This is a genomic window from Actinomadura opuntiae (assembly GCF_030283205.1).
Classification (GTDB): Bacteria; Actinomycetota; Actinomycetes; order Streptosporangiales; family Streptosporangiaceae; genus Spirillospora.
Map to the genome: position 1 here is coordinate 1 of NZ_JASNWF010000029.1, position 12,658 is coordinate 12,658.

Sequence of the window (12,658 nt, forward strand, 5' to 3'; positions counted from 1 at the left end):
GGCGGGCGGGGCGGTGCCGGCGGGCGCGATGGGGCCGGCGGGCGCGGCGGCAGCGAGGTGCCGCGCGGCGGCGTGAAACCGTCCGGCTTCGTGGTCTCATGCAGGGGAGTGCCGCCCGGAGGTGTCGTCGCGTGCGAGGGCGTCCCGTTCGGCGGCGTTCCGTTCGGCGGTGTGCCGGACGACGGCGTGTCGGCAGACGGCGGGCCTGCGGCGGGCGTGGCGCGCTGCGGGCGGGCATGGTCGGGGAGGGGGTCGTACTGTCCGTCCGCATAGTGGCTCACGTGTCCTCCTTGCCCGCAGGCGTACAGGAGCGTGGGCCGCGGGTGCCCACGTATCGTCCGACGAACGCGGAACCCGCCGCGTTCCACCGCGGCGTTTCGTACGCAATCATGTTGCGCGTGGGACGGCTACCAGGAGGCGGGCTGGCCAAGGGGCTGGCCGTCACGTTGCGGACTATGACGCGGCGCTCCATAACGCGTCAATACCCCGAGGTGCAGCCGGATCTGCCCCCGCGCAGCCGGGGGGTGATCGCGCTGTTCGAGGAGAACTGCACCGTCTGCATGCTCTGCGCCCGGGAATGCCCCGACTGGTGCATCTACATCGACTCGCACAAGGAGACGGTCCCGGCCGAGGGCGGGGGGCGGCCGCGGGTCCGCAACGTCCTCGACCGGTTCGCGATCGACTTCGCGCTGTGCATGTACTGCGGCATCTGCATCGAGGTGTGCCCGTTCGACGCGCTGTTCTGGTCGCCGGAGTTCGAGTACGCCGAGTACGACATCAACGAGCTGACGCACGAGAAGGAGCGGCTGCGGGAGTGGATGTGGACCGTCCCGCCGCCGCAGGCCCACGACCCGGCCGCCGAGCCGCCGAAGGAGATCGCGGCGGCGCAGAAGGCGGCGGAGCGGGCGGCGCGGCGCCCGCCCGGCCCGCCGGGGAGCCGCCGATGAGCGGGCAGGAGATCGTGTTCACCCTGCTCGGGGTGGTGACCGTCGGCTCCGGGATCATGGTCGTGACGACCCGGCGGCTCGTCCACGCGGCGCTGTGGCTGGTGCTGTCGTTCGGCGCGCTCGCGGGCGGCTACCTGGTGCTGACCGCGGAGTTCGTCGCGTGGGTGCAGGTGCTGATCTACGTCGGCGCGGTCGTCGTGCTGCTGCTGTTCGGGATCATGCTGACCCGAGCGCCGATCGGGGACTCCGCCGACCTCGACTCCGGCAACCGGTGGGCCGCCGCGGCCGTCGCCGCCGCCACCGCCGCCGTGCTGGTCACGGTCATGGTCATGGGCTTCCGGGACGAGCGGATGCCGCTGCGTGCGGGCGGCGGATCGGCGAGCGAGCTGGGCGCGAGCGTGTTCCGGACGTGGGTGCTGCCGTTCGAGGTGCTGTCGGTGCTGCTGCTGGCCTCGCTGGTCGGCGCGATCGTCCTGTCCCGCACCGACATCGGGCCCCGGCTCCCCGGCCGGCGGAAGGGTGACGGCTGATGCATCTGGCCTACCCGACCGTCGTAGCGGCGCTGCTGTTCTCCGTCGGCGTCTACGGGGTGCTGGCGCGGCGCAACGCGATCCTCGTCCTGATGTCGGTCGAACTGATGCTGAACGCGGTGAACCTCAACCTCGTCGCGTTCGACATGTGGTTCCGGGACCGGCTGCACGGCGGCCAGGTGCTGACCCTGTTCACGATCGTGATCGCGGCGGCGGAAGTCGGGCTCGGCCTCGCCATCGTCCTGCTGGTGTACCGGAACCGGCAGATGGTCGACGTCGACCGGCTCCGGTCGCTGTCGGAATCTGATGCGGCGCCGGAGGAATCCGACGAACCGGAGTCCGAGCCGGAGCCGGTCGAGGAGGCGGCGCCGTGATCTGGCTCGCGTCCCTGATCGTCCTGCTGCCGTTCCTCGCCGCGTTCGCGGGCATGCTGGGCGGCCCGTCCCTCGGCCGCCTGCTCGGCACCGGCGGTCCGCTGCGCAACGGACCGGCCCTGATCGCCTGCGCGCCGGTCGCGGTGTCGCTCGTCCTGTCGGCGATCGTCGCGTTCGTCGTCTGGCAGGACCCCGGCGAGCGGACGGGCACGCTGGCGGTGGTCGACACCGGCTCGGTGCCGATCAGGGTCGGGCTCCAGGTGGACGGCCTGTCCGCCGTGGTCGCGCTGATGGTCTGCTGCGTCGCGCTGGCCGTCCAGGTGTACTCGGTCGCCTACATGGACGGCGACCGGCGCTACTCGTCCTACGCCGCGTTCATCTCGCTGTTCACCGCCGCGATGCTGCTGGTGGTGTTCGCCGGCGACCTCCTCGTCCTGTACGTGGGCTGGGAGGTCATGGGCGTCTGCTCGTACTTCCTGATCGGCCACCACTGGGAGGAGCGCGCCAACTCGCGCGCGGCCGTCAAGGCGTTCCTGGTGACGCGGCTCGGCGACGTCGGCTTCCTCATCGGGATCATCGTCCTCGGCACCGGCGCCCGCACGTTCGAGATCCACGTCCTCCTCACGCGGGTCTGGTCCCTGCCGGACTCGACGCTCACCGTCGCCGCGCTGCTGCTGCTCGCCGGGGTCGCCGGCAAGAGCGCGCAGTTCCCGCTGCACACCTGGCTGCCGGACGCGATGGCGGGCCCGACGCCGATCAGCGCGCTGATCCACGCGGCCACGATGGTCGCGGCCGGCGTCTACGTCGTCGCCCGGCTGTACGGGGCGTTCGCGGCCGCGCCGGGCGCGCTGGCCGTCCTCGGCGTCGTCGCGGTGATCTCCATGGTCGGCGCGGCGCTCGCGGCCCTGGCCCAGGACGACCTGAAACGCGTCCTCGCCTACTCGACGATCAGCCAGCTCGCCGTGATGGCCGCCGCGCTCGCGGTCGGCGCGAAGTCCGCGGCGATCTTCCACCTGCTGGCGCACGGCGCGTTCAAGGCGCTGCTGTTCCTCGCCGCCGGATGCGTCATCACGGTCGCGGGATCGAACCTGCTCGCGCACTACGGCGGGCTGCGGCGCGGCATGCCGGTGACGTTCTGGTCGATGACGGCCGGGTTCGCGGCGCTCGCGGGCGTCCCGCCGTTCAGCGGCTGGTTCAGCAAGGACTCCGTCATCGAGGCCGCCCAGCACGCCGCCCTGCACGGCGGCGAGACCACGGGCGCCTCCCCGTCCTTCGGCTGGTTCGCCTACGCCCCGCTGAAGAACGGTCCTGCGGTCGGTACCGGTTCGGACATAATGGTGATCCCCTCCGGCGGTCCGACTTGGACCTACGCTTCCATCGCCGGCCTGCCGTCCTGGGTGGCGTGGCTGGTGTATCTCGGGTTGCTGCTGACGGTCGCGCTGACGGCGGCGTACGCGATGCGGGCGTGGCTGATGACGTTCTTCGGGGAGCCGAGCGGGGCGTACGAGATCCGCGAGCCGTCGAGGATCATGTCGTGGACGGTGGCGGTCCTGGCGGTGCCCGCCGCGATCCTCGGGTTCTTCGGGCTCGGGGCGGGCGAGCTGCGCCCGCACATCGGCTCGGCGCTGCTCGGCATCGGGCTCCTGATCATCGGCGCGGGCGCGGTCTTCGTGCTCTGGAACCGCGACCCGGCCTCGGATCCCGCTCACGCGCTCGGCCCCGCGCGCACGGTGTTCGCGCGGGCGTTCTATGTGGACGAGCTGTACGCCATGGCGATCGTCCATCCCGTCCGGGCCCTCGCCCGGTACGTCGTGACGTTCGACGGGCGCGGCATCGACGCGGCCGTCGTCGGGACGGGACGCGGCGCGCGGCGGCTCGGCGGGCTGCTGCGGATCCCGCAGAACGGCAACCCGCAGACGTACCTGACCGGCCTGCTCGCGGGCGTCGTCGTCATCACGGCCCTGGTGGTGATCTTCCGGTGATCTTCCTGTGGATGATGGCGATCCCGCTGTTCGGGGCGCTGGCGATGCTCGTCCCGGCGGACCGGTTCCTGCGCACAGGGTTCGCCGTCCGCGCGTTCGGGACGGGCGTGTCCGCCGCGACGCTGCTGGTCGCGGTGTCGGCGATGACCGCGTTCGACTTCGGCGACACCTCGCGGATGCAGCTCCAGGCGAACTGGGCGTGGGCGCCGTCGATCGGGCTGCGGTTCCACCTCGGCGCCGACGGGATCTCGCTGCCGCTGGTCGTGCTGACCGCGCTGCTGACGTTCCTCTGCTTCCTCTACACGCTGCGGCACCCGCCGGCCGGCGGGCGGATCCGGCTGCTGACCGCGCTGCTGCTCGTCCTCGAGGTCGGGCTGATCGGCACGTTCGTCGCACTGGACCTCGTGCTTTTCTTCGTGTTCTTCGAGACCGTGCTGATCCCGATGTACGTGGTGATCATGCTGTGGGGCGGGGCCGGGCGCCGCGCCGCCGCGTCCAAGTTCATCCTGTACACGCTGCTCGGGTCGGGCCTGCTGCTCGCCGGGATGCTGCTGGTCGCCGTCAACGCGGGCACCCTCGACATGGTCCGGCTCGCCGCGCGGCACGGCTCCGGTGTCTCCCACGGCGTCCAGGTCACCGCGTTCGCGCTGATGGCGATCGGTTTCGCGGTGAAGGCGCCGATGTGGCCGCTGCACACCTGGCTGCCGGACGCGCACACCGAGGCGCCGACCGTCGGGTCCGTGCTGCTGGCCGGGGTGCTGCTGAAGATGGGCACCTACGGGCTCGTCCGCGTCGCGCTCCCGCTGGCCCCGGACGGCGCGCAGGTGTGGGCGCCGTGGCTCGGGCTCCTCGCCGTGATCGGGATCGTCTACGGCGCGCTCGCCTGCCTCGCCCAGCGCGACCTCAAACGGATGATCGCCTACTCGTCCGTCGGGCACATGGGGTTCGTGCTGCTCGGCATCGCCACCCTCACCCCGGTCGGGATCAACGCGGCGCTGTTCGGCAACATCGCGCACGGCCTGATCACCGGCCTGCTGTTCTTCCTGGCCGGAGCCGTCAAGGACCGCTGGGGCACCACCGACATGGACGCGGTCGGCGGCGGCATGCTCGGCACCGCGCCGCGGCTGGCGTCCGTGCTGACGTTCGCGTCCGTCGCCTCGCTCGGGCTGCCCGGCCTCGCCGGGTTCTGGGGCGAGATGCTGGCGATGCTCGGCGCGTACCGCCCGCACGCCGACCTGCCGCGCGGCGCGTTCGTCGCCTTCATGGCGGTCGCCGGGATCGGCGCGCTGCTCACCGCCGGCTACTTCCTGCGGATGCTCGCCAAGATCACCCACGGGCGGGCGACCGGACCCGCCGGACCCGCCGCCCCGGCCGCCGCGGTGTCGGCCCAGGAGTACGCCGCCTGGGTGCCGCTGATCGCGCTCACGCTGCTGGTCGGGCTGTGGCCGAAGACCCTGCTGGACGTGACCGCCGCGCCGGTCCGCGCGCTGTTCGGAGGCGGCTGATGATCCAGGGCATCGACTACGCGGCGATCGCGCCGCCGCTGATCCTCGCCGCCGCCGCGCTCGGGCTGCTGCTCGCCGACGCCTTCGACGCGCCGCGCCGCGTCCTCGGCCTGGTCAGCGGCGCGTCCCTCGGCGCCGCGCTGATCGCGGTGATCGTGTTGTCGGCGGGCGACCGGCGCGCCACGTTCTGCCTGCCGTCCTCCCTGCGCGGCGGCGGTCCGCGCTCCTGCTCCTACGTCACCGACGACTTCACGCTGCTGTTCCAGGGCCTCGTCCTCGCTGCGGCCCTCGTCGTCGTGCTGCTGTCCCTCCAGGAGATCACCGACGCGAAGATCCCGGTGGGGGAGTACCACTTCCTGCTGCTGTGCGCGGTGATCGGCGCGCTGGCGCTGGTCGCCGCCCGGGACCTGATCCTGCTGCTGGTCGCGCTGGAGACGCTGTCGCTGCCGGTGTTCGCCCTGGTCGGCCTGCGCCGCTACGACGGCCGGGCGTCCGAGGCCGCGCTCAAGCTGTTCCTCGTCTCCGTCGTCTCCACCGCCGTGATGCTGTTCGGCATCTCGCTGGTGTACGGGACGACCGGCGCCATGCACCTCGACCGGATCGCGCCCGCGCTCGCCCGCGTCCCCTCCGACCTGGACCCGGTCGCCGCCATCGGCGTCGTCCTCGTCCTCGCCGGGTTCGCGTTCAAGGTCGCCGCCGTCCCGTTCCACTTCTGGGCGCCGGACGTCTACCAGGGCGCGCCGCTGCCCGTCGCCGCGTTCCTGTCCGTCGTGTCGAAGGCCGCCGGATTCGCCGGACTCGCGATCGTCCTCGCCCTCGGCCTGCCCGCGTACGGGCACGTGTGGGGTCCGGTGATCGGGGTCCTCGCCGCGATCACCATGACGCTCGGCAACCTCGTCGCGCTCCGCCAGCGGACCGCGATCCGGCTGCTGGCCTGGTCGTCCGTCGCCCAGTCCGGCTACATGCTCGCGCCCCTGTCGGTCGGGTCGCACCGCCTGCCCGAGGCCGTCGCCGCGACCACCGCCTACGTCGCCCTCTACGCCGTCATGAACCTCGGCGCGTTCACCGTCGTGACCGGCTTCGCCCGCCGCGTCCTGCGCGGCCCGCGCCCGGTCTGGGACTCCCTCGACGACTACCGCGGCCTCGCGCACCGCAGCCCCGCCACCGCGACCGCCCTCGCGTTCTTCCTCATCTGCCTCGCCGGCCTCCCGCCGGGCGTCATGGGACTGTTCGCGAAGGTCGTGGTGTTCCGCGCGACGGTCGCGGGCGGCGTCACCTGGCTCGCCGTGATCATGGCGGTCAACACCGTCATCGGCCTGTACTACTACCTCGCCTGGGCCGCCCGGCTGTTCGCCCCGCCCGCCCGGCCGTTCGCCGACCCCGCGCCCGGATGGCCCGTCCGCGCCGCCCTCGCCGCCACCGCCGCCGGCGCGGTCGTGCTGTCCATCGCCCCGCAGATCGTCCTCCAGACCGTCACCGCCGCGACCTAACCTGGAATGGACGGGCCGGTCCCGGGAACGTCGGGGCTGGTCACACCGTTGTCGTTCATGGGGGTCCGGACGGGGAGGCGGCGCACAGTGCGGTTCAACGGCGTCAAGACGGCGGCACTGATCGCTGCGCTGTCGGCGCTGATGCTCGCGATCGGGTGGGCGTTCGGCGGCACCGCCGGCCTCGCCGTCGCGCTGGTCATCGCCCTCGGCACCAACGGCGTCGCCTACGCCTTCTCCGACCGGATCGCGCTGCGGTCCATGCGCGCCCACCCCGTCGGCGAGGTCGAGGCGCCGGTGCTGTACCGGCTCGTCCGCGAGCTGTCCACCACCGCCCGCCAGCCCATGCCGCGGCTGTACGTCTCCGAGACCCGCCAGCCCAACGCGTTCGCCACCGGCCGCAACCCGCGCAACGCCGCCGTCTGCTGCACCCGCGGCATCCTGCGCATGCTGGACGAGCGGGAACTGCGCGCCGTCCTCGGCCACGAGCTGTCGCACGTCTATAACCGCGACATCCTGATCTCGTCCGTCGCCGCCGCGATCGCGACCGTGATCACCTACCTGTCGCACCTGGCGATCTTCCTGCCGATCGGCCGCGAGGACGACGACGACGGCCCCGGCCTCGTCGGCGCGCTGCTGATGCTGGTGCTCGGCCCCGTCGCCGCCGCCGTCGTGCAGATGGCGATCAGCCGCACCCGCGAGTTCGCCGCCGACACCGCCGGCGCCCGCCTCACCGGCGACCCGCTCGCCCTCGCGTCCGCGCTCCGCAAGATCGAGGCGGGCACCCAGGCGATGCCGCTGCCGCAGGACCCCGAGCTCGCCACCACCAGCGCCCTCATGATCGCCAACCCGTTCCGCGGCGCAGGCATCGGCAAGCTCTTCTCCACCCACCCGCCGACCGCCGAACGCATCGCCCGCCTCGAACGCATGGCGGGCCGCCGCTCCTAGAGCGCCGTCAGGACCATCGGGCCGTCCTGCGTGATCGCGATGGTGTGCTCGAAATGCGCGGCCCGGCTGCCGTCCGCCGTCGCGATCGACCACCCGTCGCTCAGCTGCCGCCCATCGTCGGAACCGCCTTCGTGCAGCATCGGCTCGATCGCGATCGTCAACCCTTCCCGCAGCGGCATGCCCTTGCCCGCCTTGCCCACGTTTGGCACCGGCGGATCCTGGTGCATCTCCGTCCCGATGCCGTGCCCGCCGCAACCCCGCAGGATGCCGTAACCGGCCTTGCGCGCCGTCTTCTCCACCGCGCTCGCGATGTCGCCCATCCGGTTCCCCGGCACCGCCGCCGCGATCGCCCGCTCCAGGGCCCGCTCCGTCACCTCCAACAACCGCCGCCCGGCCTCATCACCTACCCCCACAAAGAACGACACCGCAGCATCCCCGCAGTACCCATCGACCCGTGCCCCGCAGTCGACCGACACCAGATCGCCGTCCTGGAGCACCCGGCCGTCCGGAATGCCGTGCACGACCACGTCATTGACCGACACGCAAATGTTCGCCGGATACGGCACGGGCGCCCACGACGGCTTGTAATGCAGGAACGGCGACGTCGCGCCGTTCTCCTTCAAAATCCGCGCGGCCACCGCGTCCAGCTCCGCCAGCGGCAGGCCCGGCTCCGCCGCGTCCCGCGTCCCGGCCAGGATCCGGGCCACGACCCGGCCCGTCACCCGCATGCGCTCCCACTCCTGTGGGCTTCGGTACGTCACCATGGCGAAGATAATAATACCGGTATTAAAATCCCGCCGCCGCCTTCGCCGAACCCGATCGAACCGAAGAGCCCACCGCCGCGTCATAACCCACGAGAGCGCGCCGGCCGCCTCTGCGGGGGAGGCGGCCGGCGCGCTCTTCCCGCTCTACCGGTAGTTGACGAACTGCAGGGCGACGTCCAGGTCCTTGCCCTTGAGCAGCGAGATGACCTGCTGGAGATCGTCCTTCTTCTTCGAGCTCACCCGCAGCTCGTCCCCCTGGATCTGGGCCTTGATCCCCTTCGGCCCCTCGTCCCGGACGATCTTGCCGATCTTCTTGGCGTCCTCCTGGGAGATGCCCTCCTTCAGCCCGACGCCCAGCTTGTAGACCTTCCCCGACAACCGCGGCTCGCCCGGATCGATCGCCTTCAGCGAGATCCCCCGCTTCACCAGCTTGTCCTTCAGCACGTCGAGCACGGCGTTCGCCCGCTCCTCGGTGTTCGCCTGGATCTCGATGCTCTCCCCGGACCACTTGATCCCCGCGTCCACGTTCCGGAAGTCGAACCGGTTGGCCACCTCCTTGGCGGCCTGGTTCAGAGCGTTGTCGACCTCCTGCCGGTCGAGCTTCGAGACGATGTCAAACGAGCTGTCGGCCATCGCGCACACTTCCCCTCAGCAGCACCTTCGCGGTCCTGAGAGCGTATCGACTCCCGCCGCGCCCCCGCCGCTCCGCACCGCCCGCCTCCGATGTCACGACCACTCGCCGCGTCCGCTATTCTTTCCAGTGCCGTCGCGAGAGCGACGCCACGGCGGGTTGCCCGAGTGGCCAATGGGAGCGGACTGTAAATCCGTCGGCTTAGCCTACGCAGGTTCGAACCCTGCACCCGCCACCCCCACGCAGAACGGCCCCTGATCAGGCAAGATCCCGGTCAGGGGCCGTTCTCATCCCACCCGGCCGCCCCCGATCGTCCGCGGCCGCCCGTGCCGAAGTTCCAGGAAACCTTCGACCTGGTCGCTTCGCTGAGTCGTCGCTTGGCGTCCTCCTACTGCCGGCCACGCACTTGGCGTAGAGGCGCAGCAGGCCGGCCGCACTGTGCCCCGCCCACTCGGTGACCCGAGCCGGAGCCAGGACCGCGCCAAGCCACTCCGACACGGCCGCGTGCCGCAGGGCGATAAATGTTCGGAGCTAGCACAGATGGTGCTCCTAGTCGCCCTCGTGTGGGTTCTGGGGGCGGTGAAATAGTTCGAGTGCGATGCCGTCGGGGTCACGGAAACTGAGGGCGAGACCACCGCGGCCCGCGTCGGCGATCGGCGAGTAGTCGACGCCCAGTTCGGCGAGACGTTCCTGCCACTCTTCCAGCTCGGTTCGGGTGGCGACGCCGAGAGCAAGGTGGTCCAAGCCCGGCCGCCGCTCGTTGAACCGCTCGACGGCGCCGGAAAGATGCTGTTGCAGGACGAGGATTGCGCTGCTGTCACGGTGCATGCACAGGGTGCGAACCCAAGACGGCTGATGCTGTGTAGCGGTCGGCTCGAATCCAAGAACTTGCTCGTACCAGCCGACACTGCGATCGTGGTCGGTCACCGTCAACGTCACGTGAGCCCAGCCGAGAATGGCCATGGCGACCATCATAGGGAATCTTGTCGGGCATCAGCGGGAATCTCAGGCTGACCCGCTCACGTCATGTATGAGGAGGCACCGAGGTTGGAGGGTTGGAGTTCAGTGCTATGGCGTAGGGCATCGGTGGTGGCGTGACTTCTATTGAATCTTGTGTGGTCCTGCGCGGCCGGGGTGCCGACGTGCGCCGGCAGGCTCACAAAGTCTGAGGCGGTCTAGCCTGTCGGCATTTGGCTAGGGCACGGAGAAGCGGCGTCAGTCTGCGTTGAAACTTGAGGTCGAGCAGGGAAGGGCGCGGCGGCTTGGGCTGGCCTGCCGGCCTTGTGGGTGCGCCCCATGGGGTGCGATGCCGGAATAGGGGCCTCCGCCTAGTTGTCGGGGTGCGTGCCGCTGTGCGCTTGGTCCACGGTGTCGATCGCTGTCCAGCGTCCGATGTCCCTCCAGGAGCTCTGGCACGTGATGGCACCATGGGGCATACGGACTGTCGCACGGCCTCTAACGTCGTTGGTCCCGCTTTGGCTTCGGCTTAAAGGACCACGGTAGATATGCCGACGATCCCAGCTATGACGAGCAGCACCCCGCCTATGGCGAACACAGCTGCGATGCCTCGCGCGAAAATCTTGAGGGATTCGTTACTCGGTTCCCACCACCTCCACGGGGGGAGTTTCTTGAGGGGGTCCGGAGTCGGTGGGATGTCATGGGCCCATTCATCCAAGATCCCGCGATAGTTCGTCGCCAGCGGAATGCCCAACGTGCAGCACACGATCCCGAACAGCAGCGTTTCCCAGACTCCGGGACCCTGGCTCCTCTGGGTCGTCTCGGCCATGAGCAAGATCACGGTCATGTGGCCTCCCGCAGATGCACTGATCGTCCTGCGCCCGGCAGGGCGAGACAAGGCCTGTTAGCGATCGTGACGGTCCTGCTGCTTGCTGTGCTGTACCGGCACCAAACGACGCGGCGTGACGCCCGCGTTGTAACGCCGTCCGGGTGGAAAGGGCTGGCAGCGCTTGGGGCCGTGGCCTCGCGCATGACCGGTCGGAGTGGGCGGCCGTGCCGGGCCGCATCGGGATGCCCGGCCTGTTGTCGGCGAACGGCGGTGACAGGGAAGCGTCGCCGTGCACCCTCGAAGGCTCGTGCCACCGTCTCCCGGAATTGACGTCGCAGCTCGTCGCAAGGCGATGCGTCCAAGTGCTCCGCTCGGACGCACCGCCTCTGTGGACGAGTCCACGTCCGCCGGGTGTGTTGGGCAATCGCCGCCCGGTCTGCTGGGACAGACGAACCCGAGGCGAATGCAGAGGCTTACATCCTCAGGGCGAGCTTGGGAACGTGCGCGCGCGCCATGCTCGAGCGCGGTGCGGTTGGGCCAGCTGGGTTTCCTTGGCTGGTTGAGGGATGGTTGGCCTAATGGCGGCGGGCTGCCTCTCGGGGCCGGAGCTGTCGAGGGTGGGATGGCCAGAACCTGTCACGGGCGGTTCGTTTCATCTTGTGAGTGGGGTCGTGCTGGCTTGGGTCATGGGTTGGTGGGGCAGATGTCGATGAGTATTTGGCAGATGTCCAGGGGGAGGGTGGCCACTCCTTGGCCTAGGAGGGTGTGCTCAGGGCCGGGGACTCGGATGACGTGGGAGATGGAGGCGAAGAAAAGGCCGAGGCTGTCGAGTAGTTGGGGAATGCGGTGGCGTTCGGCGGATAGGACGGCCACGGGGGAGCTGAAGGTGTCGATGGTGCCGCCCAGGTTCGCGCCGTGGTGGGTGAGGCTGGAGCCGATGCGGGTGCTGAGTTCCGTTGTTCGGTCCAGGAGCTCGTCGACCTTGTCGGGATGCTGGTAGAGGGACGGGGCGATGGTGTTGGTGTTCCGGGTGAAGCGGATCCAGTTGTCGCCGTGGTCGGCGAGGGTGTCGGATAAGCCGTTGAGGTCGTTGAGCAGGTTCTTGATGGTTCGGCGGTCGGCGTAGGTGGCGTCGGTTATTTTCGCGGTGTTGGTAATGGTGCGGCGGAGGACGGGGCCTTGGCCGTACGTGCCGGCGGCCAATGTGTGGAAGATGGTGGCCAGGTCGTCGGGGTTGACGGCCTTGCTGAGCCGGTATGCGGGGGTCGCGGTGTCGGCGGGGTCCTGCGGGGTCTTGGTCTTGGTGATGGTGGCGTTTCCGGGTAAGTAGGGGCCGGTCAGTTCGCCGAGGTCGAGGACGAGGTCTTTGGGGCCGAACACCGAGATCGGTTCGGAACTGGCGGTGGTCGTTCGCGGGAGGCGGACGTCCTTGCGGACGTGGAAGCGGACCGTGACGTGGCCGTCGCGGTTCAGCCTGATGCGGTCGACGGTGCCGACGGCGATGCCGCGCACCTTTACGTCCGACTTGCCCGCGTCCAGGCCTTCGCCGGCTCGGTTGAAGGACGCGTAGTAGTGGACGCTGTCGGACGTGGAGACGGTGCTCGCGGTCACCAGGAGGACCGCGGCGACGGTCAGGGAGCCGCCGCCGAGGAGGGCGAACCTCAGCCTGGAGAGTGCTTCGTCGCTCATGCGCTGCCTCGACGT

12 protein-coding genes, 1 tRNA gene and 1 pseudogene are annotated in these 12,658 nt (G+C 70.3%); 8 read left to right on the forward strand and 6 right to left on the reverse strand.

The features are described from left to right. Positions 1–281: pseudogene (locus QP089_RS42365) on the reverse strand (hypothetical protein); the annotation flags it as partial. Positions 282–398: 117 nt separating this feature from the next. Here QP089_RS42365 and QP089_RS42370 point away from each other — a divergent pair. The 7 genes from QP089_RS42370 (at position 399) to htpX (ending at position 7,773) form a co-directional block, all read left to right on the forward strand. Continuing rightward, entirely contained in the window at positions 399–947 is a 549-nt protein-coding gene (locus QP089_RS42370) for a NuoI/complex I 23 kDa subunit family protein (RefSeq protein ID WP_285920185.1), read from the forward strand. Then, a complete protein-coding gene (locus QP089_RS42375) occupies positions 944–1,477 on the forward strand; it encodes an NADH-quinone oxidoreductase subunit J family protein (protein ID WP_285920186.1) in 534 nt (177 codons plus the stop codon). Before QP089_RS42370 ends, QP089_RS42375 begins: the two co-directional genes overlap by 4 nt. Continuing rightward, positions 1,477–1,851: an NADH-quinone oxidoreductase subunit NuoK gene (gene nuoK, locus QP089_RS42380; RefSeq protein ID WP_285920187.1), complete on the forward strand. Its 375-nt coding sequence runs from the start codon at positions 1,477–1,479 to the stop codon at positions 1,849–1,851. Before QP089_RS42375 ends, nuoK begins: the two co-directional genes overlap by 1 nt. Beyond that, positions 1,848–3,833, forward strand: coding sequence for an NADH-quinone oxidoreductase subunit 5 family protein (locus QP089_RS42385; protein ID WP_285920188.1), 1,986 nt, complete (start codon positions 1,848–1,850; stop codon positions 3,831–3,833). Before nuoK ends, QP089_RS42385 begins: the two co-directional genes overlap by 4 nt. Next, positions 3,830–5,338, forward strand: a complete 1,509-nt coding sequence (locus QP089_RS42390) for a complex I subunit 4 family protein (protein ID WP_353070680.1) — start codon at positions 3,830–3,832, stop codon at positions 5,336–5,338. The genes QP089_RS42385 and QP089_RS42390 overlap by 4 nt, the downstream gene beginning before the upstream one ends. Next, positions 5,338–6,828 (forward strand): NADH-quinone oxidoreductase subunit N, encoded by a 1,491-nt coding sequence (locus QP089_RS42395; protein WP_285920189.1) that lies wholly within the window; start codon positions 5,338–5,340, stop codon positions 6,826–6,828. The genes QP089_RS42390 and QP089_RS42395 overlap by 1 nt, the downstream gene beginning before the upstream one ends. An 87-nt stretch (positions 6,829–6,915) precedes the next feature. Next, complete coding sequence (gene htpX, locus QP089_RS42400; protein WP_285920294.1) at positions 6,916–7,773, forward strand: zinc metalloprotease HtpX; 858 nt, start codon at positions 6,916–6,918, stop codon at positions 7,771–7,773. On the opposite strand, the gene map is transcribed toward htpX, so the two are convergent. Further along, a complete protein-coding gene (gene map / locus QP089_RS42405; RefSeq protein ID WP_285920190.1) occupies positions 7,770–8,537 on the reverse strand; it encodes a type I methionyl aminopeptidase in 768 nt (255 codons plus the stop codon). The two genes, htpX and map, sit on opposite strands and share 4 nt — an antisense overlap. A 144-nt stretch (positions 8,538–8,681) precedes the next feature. Continuing rightward, a complete protein-coding gene (locus QP089_RS42410) occupies positions 8,682–9,170 on the reverse strand; it encodes a YajQ family cyclic di-GMP-binding protein (RefSeq protein WP_285920191.1) in 489 nt (162 codons plus the stop codon). 151 nt (positions 9,171–9,321) lie between these two features. Here QP089_RS42410 and QP089_RS42415 point away from each other — a divergent pair. Beyond that, a tRNA-Tyr gene (locus QP089_RS42415) sits at positions 9,322–9,403 on the forward strand. A gap of 314 nt (positions 9,404–9,717) precedes the next feature. On the opposite strand, the gene QP089_RS42420 is transcribed toward QP089_RS42415, so the two are convergent. From QP089_RS42420 to QP089_RS42430, 3 genes are all read right to left on the reverse strand, one after another. Then, on the reverse strand, positions 9,718–10,131 hold the full coding sequence (locus QP089_RS42420) for a VOC family protein (RefSeq protein WP_285920193.1): 414 nt from the start codon (positions 10,129–10,131) through the stop codon (positions 9,718–9,720). 523 nt (positions 10,132–10,654) lie between these two features. Further along, positions 10,655–10,972: a hypothetical protein gene (locus QP089_RS42425; RefSeq protein WP_285920194.1), complete on the reverse strand. Its 318-nt coding sequence runs from the start codon at positions 10,970–10,972 to the stop codon at positions 10,655–10,657. Between the two features lie 666 nt (positions 10,973–11,638). Beyond that, positions 11,639–12,643, reverse strand: a complete 1,005-nt coding sequence (locus tag QP089_RS42430; protein ID WP_285920195.1) for an MlaD family protein — start codon at positions 12,641–12,643, stop codon at positions 11,639–11,641. Between the last annotated feature and the right edge of the window lie 15 nt (positions 12,644–12,658).

Excerpts from the sequence above, each read along its gene's own strand:
- QP089_RS42375 (WP_285920186.1), top strand. The coding sequence starts at position 944 with ATGAGCGGGCAGGAGATCGTGTTCACCCTGCTCGGGGTGGTGACCGTC.
- nuoK (WP_285920187.1), top strand. The coding sequence starts at position 1,477 with ATGCATCTGGCCTACCCGACCGTCGTAGCGGCGCTGCTGTTCTCCGTC.
- QP089_RS42395 (WP_285920189.1), top strand. The coding sequence starts at position 5,338 with ATGATCCAGGGCATCGACTACGCGGCGATCGCGCCGCCGCTGATCCTC.
- map (WP_285920190.1), bottom strand. The coding sequence starts at position 8,537 with ATGGTGACGTACCGAAGCCCACAGGAGTGGGAGCGCATGCGGGTGACG.
- QP089_RS42410 (WP_285920191.1), bottom strand. The coding sequence starts at position 9,170 with ATGGCCGACAGCTCGTTTGACATCGTCTCGAAGCTCGACCGGCAGGAG.
- QP089_RS42420 (WP_285920193.1), bottom strand. The coding sequence starts at position 10,131 with ATGGCCATTCTCGGCTGGGCTCACGTGACGTTGACGGTGACCGACCAC.
- QP089_RS42425 (WP_285920194.1), bottom strand. The coding sequence starts at position 10,972 with ATGACCGTGATCTTGCTCATGGCCGAGACGACCCAGAGGAGCCAGGGT.
- QP089_RS42430 (WP_285920195.1), bottom strand. The coding sequence starts at position 12,643 with ATGAGCGACGAAGCACTCTCCAGGCTGAGGTTCGCCCTCCTCGGCGGC.